The organism is Stenotrophomonas sp. YJH_SMC_119, assembly GCF_059368315.1.
The window spans coordinates 61,968-77,901 of sequence record NZ_JCAFRP010000015.1 but is presented as its reverse complement, the minus strand read 5'-3'; the positions used below and the strand labels follow the sequence as shown (position 1 = coordinate 77,901).

General features: G+C 66.7%; 12 protein-coding genes. 5 read left to right on the top strand and 7 right to left on the bottom strand.

The features are described 5' to 3' along the window. Window positions 1-47 precede the first annotated feature (47 nt). The gene (locus AC5P6S_RS18440; protein WP_495204713.1) at window positions 48-2,222 is read left to right on the top strand and encodes a glycoside hydrolase family 3 N-terminal domain-containing protein; all 2,175 of its coding nucleotides are present in this window, start codon (window positions 48-50) and stop codon (window positions 2,220-2,222) included. A 130-nt stretch (window positions 2,223-2,352) separates the two neighbouring features. After that, complete coding sequence (locus tag AC5P6S_RS18435) at window positions 2,353-2,898, top strand: hypothetical protein (RefSeq protein ID WP_180874409.1); 546 nt, start codon at window positions 2,353-2,355, stop codon at window positions 2,896-2,898. Window positions 2,899-2,962: 64 nt separating this feature from the next. On the opposite strand, the gene AC5P6S_RS18430 is transcribed toward AC5P6S_RS18435, so the two are convergent. Beyond that, a complete protein-coding gene (locus AC5P6S_RS18430) occupies window positions 2,963-4,132 on the bottom strand; it encodes a PQQ-dependent sugar dehydrogenase (RefSeq protein WP_049433370.1) in 1,170 nt (389 codons plus the stop codon). Window positions 4,133-4,300: 168 nt separating this feature from the next. Here AC5P6S_RS18430 and yiaA point away from each other — a divergent pair, with 168 nt between their 5' ends. Next, a complete protein-coding gene (gene yiaA / locus AC5P6S_RS18425; RefSeq protein WP_005407812.1) occupies window positions 4,301-4,753 on the top strand; it encodes an inner membrane protein YiaA in 453 nt (150 codons plus the stop codon). Between the two features lie 87 nt (window positions 4,754-4,840). On the opposite strand, the gene AC5P6S_RS18420 is transcribed toward yiaA, so the two are convergent. The 6 genes from AC5P6S_RS18420 to AC5P6S_RS18395 all read right to left on the bottom strand — a co-directional run bounded on the left by AC5P6S_RS18420 (window position 4,841) and on the right by AC5P6S_RS18395 (window position 11,235). Further along, window positions 4,841-5,164, bottom strand: coding sequence for a hypothetical protein (locus AC5P6S_RS18420; protein WP_005412038.1), 324 nt, complete (start codon window positions 5,162-5,164; stop codon window positions 4,841-4,843). A 110-nt stretch (window positions 5,165-5,274) separates the two neighbouring features. Continuing rightward, entirely contained in the window at window positions 5,275-6,576 is a 1,302-nt protein-coding gene (locus AC5P6S_RS18415; protein ID WP_005407814.1) for an APC family permease, read from the bottom strand. Next, complete coding sequence (locus AC5P6S_RS18410) at window positions 6,573-7,334, bottom strand: L,D-transpeptidase family protein (protein ID WP_043035505.1); 762 nt, start codon at window positions 7,332-7,334, stop codon at window positions 6,573-6,575. The genes AC5P6S_RS18415 and AC5P6S_RS18410 overlap by 4 nt, the downstream gene beginning before the upstream one ends. Window positions 7,335-7,349: 15 nt before the next feature. After that, the gene (locus AC5P6S_RS18405; RefSeq protein WP_005407816.1) at window positions 7,350-8,198 is read right to left on the bottom strand and encodes a MurR/RpiR family transcriptional regulator; all 849 of its coding nucleotides are present in this window, start codon (window positions 8,196-8,198) and stop codon (window positions 7,350-7,352) included. A 505-nt stretch (window positions 8,199-8,703) separates the two neighbouring features. Then, window positions 8,704-9,798: a dipeptide epimerase gene (locus AC5P6S_RS18400; RefSeq protein ID WP_005412042.1), complete on the bottom strand. Its 1,095-nt coding sequence runs from the start codon at window positions 9,796-9,798 to the stop codon at window positions 8,704-8,706. Beyond that, window positions 9,799-11,235 carry a C40 family peptidase gene (locus AC5P6S_RS18395; protein ID WP_495204712.1) on the bottom strand — a complete coding sequence of 479 codons (1,437 nt, stop codon included), beginning with the start codon at window positions 11,233-11,235 and terminating at the stop codon, window positions 9,799-9,801. A gap of 132 nt (window positions 11,236-11,367) precedes the next feature. Here AC5P6S_RS18395 and AC5P6S_RS18390 point away from each other — a divergent pair, with 132 nt between their 5' ends. Both AC5P6S_RS18390 and AC5P6S_RS18385 read left to right on the top strand, forming a co-directional pair. Further along, complete coding sequence (locus tag AC5P6S_RS18390; protein ID WP_044569427.1) at window positions 11,368-12,858, top strand: transglutaminase-like domain-containing protein; 1,491 nt, start codon at window positions 11,368-11,370, stop codon at window positions 12,856-12,858. A 51-nt stretch (window positions 12,859-12,909) separates the two neighbouring features. Next, window positions 12,910-15,933, top strand: a complete 3,024-nt coding sequence (locus AC5P6S_RS18385) for a TonB-dependent receptor (protein WP_495204711.1) — start codon at window positions 12,910-12,912, stop codon at window positions 15,931-15,933. Window position 15,934 lies beyond the last annotated feature (1 nt).

Sequence of the window (15,934 nt, the reverse complement as noted above, 5' to 3'; positions counted from 1 at the left end):
GATCGCTAGAATGCCGGGCTTGTAAACGTTTTCATCAAGGACTGCCGGTGGCCTCCGATCGCATCGAATCCCTCATTGCCCAGATGACCGTCGAGGAAAAGGTCGGCCAGCTGGGTGTCTTCGCGGACATGGTCCGCCCGTTCGCCCCGGACGTGAACCCGGAAGCCAACGTGCGCAATGCCGACCAGGTGCTGCAGCAGGTGCGCGAGGGCAAGGTCGGCTCGCTGTTCAATGGTGTGGGCGCCGAACTGGGCCGCCGGATCCAGCAGGTCGCCACCGAAGAGAGCCGCCTGGGCATCCCGGTGATCCTGGCGGCCGACGTCATCCACGGCATGCGCACCGTGTTCCCGATTCCGCTGGGCGAGGCCGCCAGCTTCGAGCCGGCGCTGGCCGAGCGCACCGCGCGCGCCACCGCCATCGAGGCCACGGCCGCTGGCCTGCACTGGACCTATGCCCCGGCCGTGGACATCGCCCGCGACCAGCGCTGGGGCCGTGGCGCCGAAGGTGCCGGTGAGGACGTGGTGCTGGGCTGTGCCTTTGCCGCCGCCCGCGTGCGCGGCTTCCAGGGCAGCGACCTGCGCGCCGCCGATTCGCTGCTGGCCACGCCGAAGCACTTCGCCGCCTATGGCGCGGTGATGGCCGGCATGGAATACAACATGGTGGACATCTCGCCGCAGACCCTGCGCGATGTGCACCTGCCGCCGTTCAAGGCCGCCTTCGACGCCGGCGCGATCACCGTGATGTCCTCGTTCAACGACATCAACGGCGTGCCGGCCAGTGCCAACGCCGAACTGCTCACTGACATCCTGCGCGGTGAATGGAAGTTCCCGGGCGTGGTGATCTCCGACTACACCGCCGATATGGAACTGGTCGCGCACGGCTATGCCGCCGACGACCGCGATGCCACCGCCAAGGCGTTCACCGCCGGCCTGGACCTGAGCATGCAGAGCGGCTTCTACGCCGAGCACCTGCCGGGCCTGGTCGAGAGCGGCGAGGTGCCGATGGCGGTGCTGGATGAGGGCGTGCGCCGCATCCTGTGGCTGAAGGAAACCATCGGCCTGTTCGACGACCCGTACCGTTCGCTGGACCCGGCGCGCGAAGCCGATACCTCGTACCTCGCCGCGCATGACGAACTGTCGCGCGATGCCGCGCGCCGTTCGATCGTGCTGCTGAACAACCGTGACAACGTGCTGCCGCTGCAGAAGACCGGGCAGAAGATCGCGCTGATCGGCCCGTTCGTGCAGGACCGCGAGAACATTGAAGGCTGCTGGACCCTGTTCGGCGACAAGCAGCGTTACGTGGACCTGGAAACCGGCATGCGCGCCGCCATCGGCGATGAAGCGCTGCTGGAGATCGTGCCGGGCTGCGAACTGGAAACTGCCATTCCGGGCGGCACCGAAGCAGCGGTGGCTGCCGCGCTGCGCGCCGACGTGGTGGTGCTGGCGCTGGGCGAACCGCAGCGCTACAGCGGTGAAGCGCAGTCGCGCGTGGAGATCACCCTGCCGCCGGCACAGCAGGTACTGGCCGAGGCGGTGGCGATGACCGGCAAGCCGCTGGTGGTGCTGCTGCGCAACGGCCGCGCGCTGGCATTGCAGGGTGCGGTGCGCAATGCGCAGGCCGTGGCGGTGACCTGGTACCTGGGCACGCAGACCGGTCATGCCGTGGCTGATGTGCTGTTCGGCGACTACAGCCCGTCCGGCCGCCTGCCGGTCAGCTTCCCACAGGTGTCCGGCCAGCAGCCGTACTTCTACAACCACCCGCGCACCGGTCGCCCGGAACTGCCGACCATGTCGGAGTTCAAGGCTCGCTGGCGCGAGATTCCGAACGAGCCGCTGTACCCGTTCGGCCACGGCATCGGTTACACCACCTTCGCCTACGGCGTGCCGCAGCTGAGTGCGGCGCAGCTCGGCTGGGACGACACCCTGACCATCACCACCACGCTGACCAATACCGGCGACGTGGCCGGCGAGGAAGTGGTGCAGCTGTACATCCACGACCGCGTGGCCAGCCGCGTGCGTCCGGTGCGTGAACTGAAGGACTTCCGCAAGGTGGCACTGCAGCCAGGCGAGTCGACCGACGTGGTGTTCACCCTCACCCGCGAGCAACTGGCCTTCACCGGCCGTGACGGCGTGCTGCGTGCCGAACCGGGCCACTTCGACCTGTGGGTCTGCGCGTCCTCGGCGGCCGGCGAAGCCGTGCAGTTCGAGCTGCTGAAGGCCTGATCGAAGAAAAAGGGGACGGAGGGGATTAAGTCGTTTGTGCCACTAACGACTTAATCCCCTCCGTCCCCTTTTTGTTGTCCTCACCGCGGCGGCGCTACCATCGGGCTCCCTGTTTCGATGGAGTGCGCGCATGCGCCGGATGGCTTGTCTGATTCCCGCCCTGATGCTGGCCGCCTGTTCGCAGCCGGCGGCACCGCCGGCCGAGCCTGCGGCGGATGCACCGCCGCCGATGGAGGCCAGCGCCCCGGCAACGCCTGCGGCGTCTGCCACTGAACCCGCTGCTTCGGCACCGGCCGCGCCCGCAGCGGAAGCGCCCGCCGAAGACGCACGCGCGCGCATCGAAACGCTGCTTGGCGATGCGGCGCAGTTCGAGAAGGTCTTCAATGCGTTCAAGGCCGCCGTGGTTGGCGGCGATCGCGCTGCGGTGGTCGAGGAAGTGCGCTTTCCATTGAACGTCGGTAGCGGAAAGAAGATCACCGGCCCCGGTGAGTTCCAGCGCAACTACGAGAAGATCATCACCCCGGCGGTGGTCAAGGCGGTGTCCGAGCAGGATTTCGGCAAGGTGTTCGTCAACCAGCAGGGCGTGATGATCGGCAGCGGCCAGGTGTGGTTGAACGGGCAGTGCCTGGATCAGGCCTGCACGAAGACCGAGGTGAAGGTCATCACCATCCAATGAACGCAGACGGCCCCGCGTGCGGGGCCGTTGCGGACAAACGTGCCGGCCAGCGGCCGGCACTACCTCAGGTGCTCGGGGTGAGCTTCAGCAGGCGCGCCTTGCTGCCGTCTTCCAGCAGCCACAGGGCGCCATCCGGGCCCTGTTCCACTTCGCGGATGCGCTCGCCCATGTTGAAGCGTTCGGCTTCGCGCGCGCTGTCGCCGTCGAAGGCCACGCGCACCAGCGAGGTGGAGGACAGGCCGCCGATGAAGCCGCTGCCCTTCCACTGCGGGAACAGGTTGCCGCTGTAGATCACGAAGCCGGCCGGCGAGATCACTGGCGTCCAGGTCACCTTCGGCGCGGCGAATTCCGGGCGCGTGTCGTGGTCGGGAATCGGCCGGCCGTCGTAATGGTCACCATTGGAAACGATCGGGTAGCCGTAGTTGGCGCCGCGCACGATCAGGTTCAGTTCGTCACCGCCGGCCGGGCCCATCTCGTGTGCCCACAGCTTGCCGTTGGCATCGAAGGCCATGCCGAGGATGTTGCGGTGGCCCAGTGACCACACCTGCGCGGCCACGCCGCCCTGCGAGGCGAATGGGTTGTCGGCGGGCAGGCTGCCATCATCGTTGAGGCGGATGATCTTGCCGAGGTTGCCGCCCATGTCCTGCGCCGGATCGAACTTCTGGCGCTCGCTGGAGCTGATCCACAGCTTGCCGTCCGGGCCGAAAGCAAGGCGATGGCCGTAGTGGCCTTCACCACTCACCTTCGGGCTCTGTCGCCAGATCACCTTCAGGTCCTTCAGCTGGCCGGCACCGTTGGCATCCAGCGCCAGCGTGGCACGGGCCACGGCAGCGCCGCGGGTGTCCAGCGTGCCTTCCTCGGCATAGCTGAGGTAGATCACGTGGTTGCTCGCGAATTGCGGGTGCAGGATCACGTCACCGAAGCCGCCCTGGCCGCCGTAAGCGACCTTCGGAACGCCGGTGATCTCATGCTTCTGGCCGCTGGCCAGGTCCAGGTGCTGCAGCTTGCCGCGCTTTTCAGTGACCAGCAGGCTGCCGTCCGGCAGGAAGGTCATCGCCCACGGCTGGTCGAACCGGCTGATTTCGGTGGCGGTGAACGGGCGCTGGTCGGCAGTGGTGGAGGCTGCGGGCGCTGCGGTCTGGGCGCCGTTGGCGGCCGGGTCGGCGGCATTGCAGGCGGAGGTGGCAAGGATCGGCACCAGGCCGAGGGCGAGCAGCAGGGGCGTGCGGGTCATGGGTATCTCCAGTGCGGGGATGCGGATGGCCGGGCTGTCCCTTGTATACCACCGGCGCCGTGAGCGTCGTGGCCCGAAGGTCCTGCGACCCCTGTGCGAGCGCGGCGGGATCGTCTAGGGTGGGCACGCCCGGGCAAAGCGTGCCCGTCTGCCTGCCAAGGATCTGCAATGAACACTGCCATGCCCCACAAGCCCTCCACCGCCTTCATCGCCGCCTCATGGGTGGCCCTGCTGCTGGGTGCGGCGGCCTACCTGATCGGTCTGTTCAACGCCACGATGGCGCTCAACGAAAAGGGCTACTACCTGACCCTGCTGCTGTTCGGCCTGTTCGCGGCGGTGTCGCTGCAGAAGAGCGTGCGTGACCGCGTCGAGGGCATTCCGGTGAGTGGCCTGTACTACGCGCTGTGCTGGTTCGCACTGCTGTCGGCGTTGATGCTGCTGCTGGTTGGCCTGTGGAATGCCACGCTGGCACCGAGCGAGAAGGGCTTCTACGGCATGGCGTATGCACTGTCGCTGTTCGGCGCGGTGGCGGTGCAGAAGAACACCCGCGACCTGATCGCCGCCGGTGGCGGTGAGAGCAAGCGCAGCGCGGTCGTGCCGCCGCTGCCGGAACAGGAGTGAATGTGTAGAGCCGGGCCCATGCTCGGCTGTCCTGCGGCGTTTGTTGAGTCGAGCCGAGCGTAGGCTCGGCCCGACAAAAGCGTGGCGCTATCGCTTCAACAGCGGATCCGCCTGCTGCGCGTCCTCCCAGCCACGGCGCACGGCATTGCGTGCCTGCGCCCATTCCAGCCGGCTGCGGCCACGCTCGCTGGCCCAGCGCGACTCCAGTTCAGCTTCGACCTGTTCGTAGGCGCGGATCATGTCCTGCGCACGCGCGGCATGGCCGATGCGGTAGGCCGGTTCATAGTCCTCGAAGAACAGCTGGTCGTCGTAGTACGGTTCGGCGGTGTAGCGTTCGCGCCAGTAGTTGCTGACCGCATCGCGCGGCGTGCTGTCGTCCGGTACGCGGCCGGGGATCTGGTACTCGGTCATGGAAGGCTCCGTTGTGGACGAAGCCTGATCCTGCCTGCGTGGCGGTTAACGGCCCGGTCCGGCTGCGTGATCACCAGATCAATCCGCCGGGCATGGCCCGGCGCTATCGATCATCCGGCGTCGGCATCTTTTCGCGGCAGCTTGTAGATCACCGCGCCGATGGCGAACGCCACCAGCGCAGCAGCGATGTTCTGCCAGCTGGCACTGGCGAACAGCGCCAGGCACAGCAGCAGCGCCAGTACCGGAATCAGCGGACCACCCGGCAGTTTCAGTGCGCCCGGCCGGTCCGCATAGCGCTTGGCCAGCACCAGTACCGCAGCGGCCGTTCCGATGTAGGCGAACAGGCGCGTGGTCATCGACAGCAGGGCCAGCTGCACGAACGAACCGGACAGGGCCAGGCCCAGCGCGATCAGGCCTTGGCACAGGATCGACGCGGCTGGCGTGTGGAAGCGCGGATGCACCTGCGCCAGGATCTTCGGCCCATAGCCATCGCGGGCCAGTGCGAACAGGAAGCGCGGGCCCATCATCATCGTGTTGCTGTTGGTGCCGAGGATGGAGATGGTCGCGCCTACGGTGAGGATCAGCGCCAGTGCTTCGCCGCCGAAGCCGGCAGCGGCATCGGCCAGCGGCGTGGCCGAGCTGGCCAGGCCGGCCAGCGTTCCCTGTGCCACCACCTGCACCGCGCCGTAGATGACGGTGACGGTGATGATCATGGTGATCAGCGCGAACGGAATATCGCGACGCGGATTACGGTACTCGCCGGCGGCGGCCGGGATGTTCTCGAAGCCGGCATAGGCGTACAGCAGCAGCAACGCGGCCTCGCCCATGCGCTGCAGGTCGTGCGGGTCGGGGCGCTGGCCGGAGAACGCCAGCTGCGGGTCGATGTAGAACGCACCGATGGCCACGAACAGCAGCAGCGGCAACATCTTGCCGATCACCAGCACCACGCCGGTGCGCGCGGCCGAGCGCACGCCGATGATGTTGACGCCGGTCAGGAAGCCCAGCGACACCACGATCACCGCGATGCGCCCCATGCCGGCACCGGCCCACGGCCAGAAACGCGCGACGGCATCGGCCAGCGCGTTGCTGAGTGCGGCCGCCGAGCTGATGCGGGTCAGCCAGATCATCCAGCCGATCTCGAACCCGGCGAAGCGCCCGAACGCCTCGCGTGCATACAGGTAGCTACCACCGGGCTCATCGAAGTAGCTGGCGGCCTGCGCGTAGCACAGCACCAGCAGGGCGACCACGATGCCGGCAGCGACCACGCCCCACAGGCTGAAGGGGCCGAGCAGGGCGACGGTGGCGGCCGGCAGCAGGTAGATGCCGCTGCCGATCACATCGTTGATCGACAAGCCGACGATCTGCCAGCGGCTGACCGCGCGCTGCAGCTGCGGTTCGTCCTGCGCGCTCAACGGGCGTCTCCACGCAGTGCGGGCAGTTGCCACTGGGCCTGCAGGCGCGTGTACTCGGCGCGCGGCAGCAGCACGAAGCGCGGCGCATCCTGCGGCCGCAACCAGTCCAGCAGGGCCTGCATGCGGGCCTGCGGCATGGCGGTGCAGCCGGCCGTGGCCTCGCCGGGTTGGCGCCACAGATGGGCGAAGATGCAGCTGCCCTTGCCGGGCTGGTTGTCCGGGTTGTGGGCGATCACGAAGCCCTCCTGGTAACGCACGTCGCCCTTGTTGTGCAGATCCAGCCGCATCGGCTCGGTGGAGCCTTCCACAGCTGCCTTGCCGACCTTCTTCGCGTCGACGATGCGGTTATAGAACGGCGACGCCGGCACATCCATGCAGTAGCTGCTGTCGAGCATCGGCTGGTAGGGCATGGCGGTGCCGGGGCGGGTGACGGCATAGCCGAACGCGCTGCCGAGCGCGAACACGCCTGCCGGGCTGCGGCCATCGCCTTCCTGCTTCTGCGGGCCATCGGCCTGCGCCGGGTGCAGGCCCAGGCCCCAGGCGCTGCCGGTGCGGCCCAGTGCCACCGGGAACGCCTCTCCATGTGCATGCCAGCCCTTGCCATCACGCACATAGGCCTGCAGCTGGCCCTGTGTGCTGTCCCAGCTTTCGCTGGTGACCACGATCAGCTGGCGCGCACCCTGCAGCGGCGCAGCGTGGACGGATACCGCCGCGGCAAGCAGCAGTGCAGCGGTAGCGAGACGGACCAGCGATTTCATCAACAGGTGCTCCGGTCAGGAATCCAGCAGGTGGTCGATCCGCTCCAGGTTCACCGCCAGCTGCTGCTGGCGGTCCGGATTGGTGTGGCAGAGCAGCACGAACAGGAAATCGAGAAGGGCGTGCATGGCGCTACGGTACAGCAGCTGCGCGACCTGCGGCGTGCGCTCGTGCGCGCACACCACCAGCGCTGCGTCAGCATGCGCGCGCAGCGGGTTGGCGGTATGGCGGGTGATGGAAATCACCTTGCCACCCATGTCCTGGAACTGGCGCGACAGCTGCGAAAGCTGCGGCAGGTTGCCGAATTCGGAGAACACCAGCAGCGCATCGCCGGGGCGCGCGGCCGACAGGTTGGCCAGCATCAGGATCGGGTCGGTATGCGGCACCACCAGCAGGCCGAGCAGCGACAGCCGCATGGCGAACTCGCGGGCATACAGGCCGTCGTCACCCAGGCCGTACACGAACAGCTTGGGCGCGCCGTCGAGCAGCTGCACGATGCGCTCGATTTCCTCGCGTGGGTTGGCCTGGCGGGTTTCCTCCTCGGCCTGCGCCTTGCTGCGGCGCAGGGTGTCGCCCAGGCGCAGGTAGTCGTCGCCGCTGTCGGGTTCGCTGGGGGCCTGCTGCGGATCGGCGCCAGCACGGGCGACATCCTGGCCGATGGAGTACTTAAGGTCCGGGTAGCCCTTGAAGCCAAGCTTCTGGCTGAACTTCACCACGCTGGACTGGCTGATGCCCAGCGCGCTGGCCAGTTGCTGGGACGAGTAGTCGCGCAGCAGGTGGGCGTTGTCGAGGATGAAGTCGGCGATGCGGCGCTCGATGGCCGACATCTGCCCGCGCTCGGAACGGATCTTCAGCAGGGGCGGCATGCGGGGCGTCCGGACATGGATAGGCGCGTTGCGGTTGGCAGCGTAGAGCAGATTATGTGGTGGCTCGGGCGGGCGGGGTTTGCGGGGGACGCCGCAAGTACGTCCGTGTAGGCTTGGCCGCCGCATCCATGCGGCGGACACCCCCGCAAGCCCCGCCCGCCCGACCCCGGACAGATCGCGCGCGTGCCAGCCGCGAAGAGGATACGAGGTAGAGCAGAAGCAGGAGCATCCACGCGTGGCGTGGATCTACCCGGAGCTGTCGTTGAGTCCGCCTTCAAGCGAGCCGAGCACCGCAGGTCCGGCGAGGGCGAAGAGGCGCGGGTGTTTGAGCGCAGCGAGTTCCGCGCCGTCCCTCGACGGACCGAGGAGCGCAGGGTACCGGCGTGCGCAGCACGTCGGCTCGCGGCCGGCGGAGCGTTTCTTTTGGTTACTTTTCTTTCCGCGGAAAGAAAAGTAACGCGCGACCCAGGATCAGTTGAGGACCAAGCCAGCCGCAAGGCGCAAATCACCCCAGCATCTCCAGCCCACGCACCTCAGTAATGCCCAGCCCCGGCACGTCGCTGATGCTGATCTCCGATTCGTTGAAATGCACGCCGCCGCTGACCGGGTCGAACTGGCCCAGCGAGGGACCGTCGAGGTCAACCTTGGTGATCACATCACTCTTGGCCACGGCCAGGTGCACGGCGGCAGCCACGCTGATGCTCGACTCGATCATGCAGCCGATCATGCACGGCACGCCGTAGATGCCGGCGATGTCGGCGATGCGGATCGCGTTGGACAGGCCGCCGGTCTTCATCAGCTTGATGTTGATGATGTCGGCCGCGCGCTGCTGGATCAGGTCCATCACCTGGCTGGGACTGAACACGCTCTCGTCGGCCATCACCGGCGTGTTGACGCGATCGGTGACGTACTTCAGGCCGCTGATGTCAGCCGCCTTCACCGGTTGTTCCAGCAGCTCCAGTACCACGCCGGCCTCTTCCAGCGTACGCATCGCATGCACCGCCTGCTTGGCGGTCCAGCCCTGGTTGGCATCCAGTCGCAGCAGGGCGCGGCCTTCCACGGCGGCATGGATCGCCTTGACCCGTTCGATGTCCAGGCCGATGTCCTTGCCGACCTTGATCTTCAGCGACTCGAAGCCGCGCTCGATGGCCGACAGCGAATCGGCCACCATCTTGTCGATGTAGTCCACGCTGATGGTGATGTCGGTGGTGATCACCGGGTCGCCACCACCGAGCATCTGGTACAGCGGCGCACCGTGCAGCTGCGCCCACAGGTCGTACAGCGCGATCTCCACCGCTGCCTTGGCGCTGGTGTTGCGCTCCATCGCGGTCTGCACCAGCGTGCACAGATGGTTGAGGTTGACCACGTCCTGGCCGATCAGGCGCGGGGCGATGAAGTGGCGGATCGCTTCGATGATCGAGCCGTGCGTATCGCCGGTGATCACCGCGGTGGCCGGGGCTTCACCGTAACCGGTGTTGCCGGTGTCGGTGCGGATCAGCACCACCACGTCTTCCACGGTTTCCACCGTGCGCAGGGCAGTCTTGAACGGCGTCTTCAGCGGCACGCGCAGCATGCCCAGTTCGATGGCAGTGATCTTCATTCAGGGGGTCTTGGCCCGCAGGCGCTGGATGTTGGTGATGCGGTCGATGTAGCGGACGGTATCGCTGGCCATCATCGGCTCCAGCGGCGTGACCGAAACACCATTGAGATGGGCCTGCACGCGCGTGCCGTCGGCACCGAACCAGCTGCCGCCCGCCGTATCGTGGATCACCCAGGTGCGGCCGTCGACGTGGCCAATGGCCATCATCACGTGGCCGGGGATGTAGACCAGGTCGCCGACCTGTAGTTCGGTGACCGCACGGTCGCGCGCGGCCTTGCCGACCTTGTCGGTGAACGGCAGGCGATCCAGTGCCGGGCTGACCGCCTGTGCACTGGTATTGCGCGGCAGCAGCACGCCGAAGCTGCGGTAGATCTCGGAGACGAACCCGCTGCAGTCGCGGGTGTCGTAGTCGTGGCCCCAGCCGTAGCGTTCGCCAAGGAACTTGAAGGCCTGCTGCAGCAGCAGGCGCGGGGTCAGCGGCAGGTAGTCGGCGACGGTGTCCTGCGAGCGCGGCAGCAGCGCCGGTACGAGCTTCAGACGCCCGTCGGCCTCGCGCACCGGCAGCTGCACCACCCACGAGGCATGCGCCTGCTGGCCGTTCACGGGTTCTGAAGCGGGCCAGTCGGCCAGCACCGGCAGGCGTACGCCCATGTCCAGCTGCAGGCGCGATACGCGCGGTTCCTCCGGGGTGTAGGCGGTCTGCGCGGTGGCGCCGGTGACAATGCGGTACGGGCCCTTCGCGCCATAGCCGAGCACCGTGGCCTTGTCGCCGCTGGCGATGGCGTCGGCTTCGATCCACGCGCTGTAGCGCTCGCTGTGCACGAACAGCCAGCGGCCGTCGGCACTGCGGTGAACCACCGCGACCTTGTCGCCGGGGAACAGCGCCGATTCCTGGAAGCGGTCGATGTCGGTGTCACCGGCGGTGCTGAAGACGCGCTCGCGGGTGGGGAAGGTACGCAGTGCCGCGCGCTTCACCACCAGCCCATAGGCCGGTGCCACCTGGGCAGGAATCGCATCGAGGCCGAGGTTGGCTTCGATGCCGCTGCGCAGCGCGGGAGCGATGGCCTGGCCCGTCTCGTTGAACAGTGCACGCGTGGGCCAGCTGGACAGCGCGCTGATGCTGGCACGCACCGTCGCCGCATCAAGCTGGGCGGGCAGTGTGGCGATGTCCTGGATATGGTTGTCCTGCGCCCGCATCCGCGCGTTCTGCGCCTCGATCTGCGCGCGATCCAGAATCGGCGCATCAGCGTTGTCCAGGCGCGCGGCCCAGTACTGCGGGGTGAGGTAGGCCTCGTGCAGGCCGATCACATAGGGCAGCGGCGCACCCGGGTCGGGCGGTGGTGCCGCCTGTGCAAAGGCCGGTGCGGCCAGCAGGCACAGGGCCAGGGTCAACCGGCGCGGCCAACGCCGGTGCGGTTCGCGGGAAGCCAGGCTCATGCGGTGCACACCCTCCTCGAATGCCTGTTGGAATATTTATTCCTTTTGGCATCGAAAGCAAGAATAAATTATTGACCGGCATCCCGGCCCGTGTTACACAGCCGTTACCACCCGCGCTGGGGAAGTGTCGCTGTGGATCCTGCCGTTCGCAAACCGCGTCTGCCTGCTGCTGCCGGCCTGTGTGCCGCGCTGCTGCTGTGGGTGTGGTCGGCGGGAGCGGAACCGCCGCCCTCGGCCGTCCAGTTTGCGCGCGTCGTGCAGATGATCGACGCGGGACGGTTCTTTGAAGCTCACAGCGAACTGAACACCTGGTCGGCCGCCGACGCGGCGGAGCCTGGCGTCAGTTTCGACGACATCGCGTTCCAGGAAGAACGCATGCGCCGCATCCGCCTGGATTTTTCCCTCGACGAAACCGCCGCCAAGGCGGCCGTGCGCCGCTGGATTCCGGACCTGACCGACGAGGAGTTCGCGCGCTGGGATCAACTCGGCCTGATCGAGCATCTGGATATCGATGGCACGCGTTGGTATTTCAAGCGCGCACCGTCGAACCTGTTCCTGCTCAGTGACGAAGCACGCGCACGCCGCCGCGCGGATGCACCGATGTCACCGCCGGGCCCGAACGAAGTGCTCAACGCGCACCACGCGCGCGTGCTTGCCGCAGCCGAACAGAGTGGCCAGGCGTCCGTATTGCCGCAGCGCATTGAGTTCACCCAGTCGCTCACGGTGAAAGCCGATGCCGTCCCGGCGGGTGAAACCGTACGCGCCTGGATTCCATACCCGCGCGAGATCCCGGGCCAGCAGGAACAGGTGCAGTGGCTGGGCAGCGCCCCGGGCAAGGCACGGGTGGCACCGGCCAGTACCCTGCAGCGCACCGCCTATCTGGAAGCCAAAGCCGTAGCCGGCAAGCCGACCCGGTTCGAGATCCGCTATGCGGTAACGGTCTTCGCGCGACACACCGCGATCGATCCTGCGAAGGTGCAGGCCACCCCGAATGATCCCGCATTGAAGCCCTATCTGGCCGAGCAGCTGCCGCATGTGCGTTTCACCCCGGCGCTGAAGCTGTTCTCCGAGCAGGTGCTGCAGGGCGAGACGCGCCCCTATGAAGTGGTGCGCAAGCTGTTTGCCGCCGTGGACCGCATTCCATGGGCCGGTGCGCGTGAATACTCGACGCTCAGCAACATCAGTGATCATGCGCTGCGCGCCGGCCATGCGGATTGCGGGCAGCAGACCCTGCTGCTGATCGCGCTGCTGCGCATGAACGGCATTCCTGCACGCTGGCAGTCGGGCATGGTGTTCTCCAGCGACGGCAGCGGCTACAACAACCTGCATGACTGGGGACAGGTCTACCTGGCGCCATACGGCTGGCTGCCGATGGACGTGACCACCGGCGCGCTTGCCAGCGATGTGCCGGCACTGCGCGATTTCTATCTGGGTGGCCTCGACGGCTACCGCATTGCTTTCAACGACGATTTCGGCCAGCCCTTCGTGCCGGCCAAGCAGCACTTCCGCTCGGAAACGGTCGACTCGCAGCGCGGCGAGGCCGAGTGGGCAGGCGGCAACCTGTACTTCGACCAATGGAGCTACGACTTCCAGTGGCGGGTACTGCCAGCCAGGCAACGCTAGCGCGACACATCGCATTCCACACCATTCAATTCTTGCAGGAGAGAGCAGGGGATGAAGGCTTACAGCATCAAGCGGGCGGCGTTGTGCGTCGCCCTCGGGGCGTGTCTGGGCGTAGTGCTGCCCGGCATCGCGATGGCACAGAACGTGAGCGGTGCAGTCGCCGGCCGTGCAACCGCCGGTGACCAGGTGACCGTGGTCAGCAGCAGCACCGGCCTGACCCGTACCGTCACCGTGGGCGCCGATGGCAGCTACCGCCTCGGCCAGCTGCCGGTGGGCGACTACCAGTTGCAGCTCAGCCGCGATGGCCAGAAGCTGGGCGACCAGGTATCGGTGAGCGTTGCCGTCGGCGGTACCACCACGGTCAATCTGGGCAGCGGCGGCGGTGTCACCAACCTGGATGCACTGCAGGTGGTTGGCACCCGCGTGGTCAACCGCGTGGATGTGTACTCCACCGAAACCTCGTTCAACATCAACCGCCAGGAGATCTCGCGGCTGCCGGTAGCGCAGGACCTGTCCGCGGTCGCGCTGATGGCGCCGGGCGTGGTCGGCGGCAACTCGTCATTCGGAGGCCTGTCGTTCGCCGGTTCATCGGTGGCCGAGAATGCGGTCTTCATCAACGGCCTGAATGTCACCGACATGTATACCCGTCGTGGCTTCAGCACCGCGCCGTTCGCCTTCTTCAAGGAATTCCAGGTCAAGACCGGTGGCTACTCGGTCGAGTTCGGCCGCTCCACCGGTGGCGTGATCAATGCAGTGACCCGTTCGGGCAGCAACGAGTTCGAAGGCGGCATTGAAGTCACCGCCGAGCCCAGTGCGTGGCGCGCCAGTGGCGGCGATCATTTCCACCGCGACGGCACCCCGCATTCCTACGGAAGCCGCGACAACAACTCCTTCCTGAAGACCAACGTCTGGGGTTCGGGGCCGATCGTCAAGGACAAGCTGTTCCTGTTCGCGATGTACGAGGACCGCAGCGACAAGGGCCACAACACCTCGTCCGATGGCAGTATCTGGTTCAAGAACGACTCCGGCAACGGCTTCTGGGGCACCAAGCTGGACTGGAACATCAACGACAACCACAGCCTGGCGCTGCTGGCGTTCTCCGACGAGGGCGATGTCACCAATGCGTCGTACGGCTACAACTGGAATGCGGACCGGATCGGTTCCTGGGGCGGCGACTCGGTCACCGAGACCGGCGGCCGCAACTGGTCGGCCACCTACACCGGCCACTTCGGCCAGAATTTCACCGCGCGCGCCATGGTCGGCCAGAACAAGCAGCGTGCCTTCACCAATTCGTCGCTGGACCAGGCCTGCAGCCCGGTGTTCACCGACAGCACCTACGGCCCGCGGCTGGGCAAGCTGCAGGGGCTGCGCGCGGGCTGCCACCCGACCGGCGCGGCGGTGGCCGAGCGCGATGACACCCGCGATGTCGCGCGCCTGGATTTCGAATGGCAGCTCGGTGATCACCTGCTGCGCTTCGGTGTCGACCGCGAACTGATGACCACCAAGCAGTCCACCCGTTACCCAGGGCCGACCGAGCTGAGCTACACCGCCTACGTGGCGCGCCCCGGCGATGAAGTGTGGGATGGCGCCAACGCCTACGTACCGGCTGGCGTCACCGAGATGCTGCGCGCTCGCAACCGCCGCTCCGGCGGCACCTTCGAGACCGAGGCCAATGCCTTCTACCTGGAAGACATCTGGAACATCACCCCGAACCTGATGCTGAACCTCGGCGTGCGCTGGGACCGCTTCGAGAACCGCACCGCCGCCGGCAAGGCGTTCATCAAGATGGACGACCTGATCGCGCCACGCGTCGGCTTCTCGTGGGACATGCGCGGCGATGGCAGCACCAAGCTGTTCGGCAACGCCGGCCGCTATTACCTGCCGGTCACCAACAACATCAACGTGAACTTCGCCGGTGGCCTGACCGACGAATACAGCTATTACGTGCTGAACGGCTGGGAGCAGAAAACCTCGCCGACCGGTTCGCCGTACATGGCACCGATCGTCGGCCAGCAGATCGGGCCGACCGACACCCGCATGAACACCGGCGGTGCCGACCTGCGCCAGAGCGTGGACCGCGACCTGAAGGCGGTCTACCAGGACGAATACATCCTGGGCTTCCAGAACATGATCAACCAGGCCTGGTCGTGGGGCGTCAATGCCACCTACCGGCGCATGACCCGCGCGCTGGATGACATCCGCATCAACTACACCCCGTGCGGCCCGACCCCCAGCACGCTGTGGCCGATCGCCAACCCGGGCGAGAGCCTGACGATCTGGGGCGACAAGAGCATCGGTTGCGCCAACGAAGGCTGGATCACCATCGACACCGCCAACAGCGGCTATCGAAAGGGCGGCAGCGGCGAGGTGATCGGTTACTCCAAGCCCAAGCGCACCTACAAGGCGCTGGAGTTCCAGATCGACCGCGCCTGGGACGAGAAGTGGATGTTCAACGCGTCCTACCTTTGGTCGAAGAGCGAGGGCAACTTCGAAGGCCCGGTAAACTCCGATACCAACTACGGCGACACCGGCATGGTGCAGTTCTGGGACCACCCGGCCACCAATGAACGCTATGGGGTTCTGTTCAACGATTTCCGCCATCAGTTCAAGCTGCGTGCCGCGTATGCGCTGAACAAGCAGTGGTCGTTCGGCACCACGCTGCAGGTGCAGTCCGGTGGCCCGATCACCGCCTACGGCGTGATGTGGCCGAACGACTCCATCGCCGGTGGCAGCACGTCCAGTGAAGGCAGTGGTGGTGGCACCGGTTGGCTGTGCGTGGCCAACTGTTCGGGCCCGTACAACCAGCGCCAGTTCGAGTACAGCCCGCGCGGCGCGTTTGGTCGCCTGCCGTGGACCTGGACCATGGGCGCCAACGTGACCTGGCGCCTGCCGGTGGAGGGCATCGACCTAAGTGCCCGGTTGTCGGTGTACAACCTGTTCAACAACCAGAAGACCATCAACGTGCACCAGCGCTACGAGGCGCAGCCCGGCCAGTATCGCGAGGCGACGTTCGCTACCGGTACGCGCTGGCAGGCACCGCGCTACACCCAGCTGGTGGTGACCTGGAACTTCTGAG

What these genes read in the sequence shown, in the direction of transcription:
- AC5P6S_RS18400 (WP_005412042.1), bottom strand. Translation starts at nt 9,798, where the DNA reads ATGAAGATCACTGCCATCGAACTGGGCATGCTGCGCGTGCCGCTGAAG.
- yiaA (WP_005407812.1), top strand. Translation starts at nt 4,301, where the DNA reads ATGAACACTGCCATGCCCCACAAGCCCTCCACCGCCTTCATCGCCGCC.
- AC5P6S_RS18385 (WP_495204711.1), top strand. Translation starts at nt 12,910, where the DNA reads ATGAAGGCTTACAGCATCAAGCGGGCGGCGTTGTGCGTCGCCCTCGGG.
- AC5P6S_RS18395 (WP_495204712.1), bottom strand. Translation starts at nt 11,235, where the DNA reads ATGAGCCTGGCTTCCCGCGAACCGCACCGGCGTTGGCCGCGCCGGTTG.
- AC5P6S_RS18410 (WP_043035505.1), bottom strand. Translation starts at nt 7,334, where the DNA reads ATGAAATCGCTGGTCCGTCTCGCTACCGCTGCACTGCTGCTTGCCGCG.
- AC5P6S_RS18405 (WP_005407816.1), bottom strand. Translation starts at nt 8,198, where the DNA reads ATGCCGCCCCTGCTGAAGATCCGTTCCGAGCGCGGGCAGATGTCGGCC.
- AC5P6S_RS18430 (WP_049433370.1), bottom strand. Translation starts at nt 4,132, where the DNA reads ATGACCCGCACGCCCCTGCTGCTCGCCCTCGGCCTGGTGCCGATCCTT.
- AC5P6S_RS18420 (WP_005412038.1), bottom strand. Translation starts at nt 5,164, where the DNA reads ATGACCGAGTACCAGATCCCCGGCCGCGTACCGGACGACAGCACGCCG.
- AC5P6S_RS18435 (WP_180874409.1), top strand. Translation starts at nt 2,353, where the DNA reads ATGCGCCGGATGGCTTGTCTGATTCCCGCCCTGATGCTGGCCGCCTGT.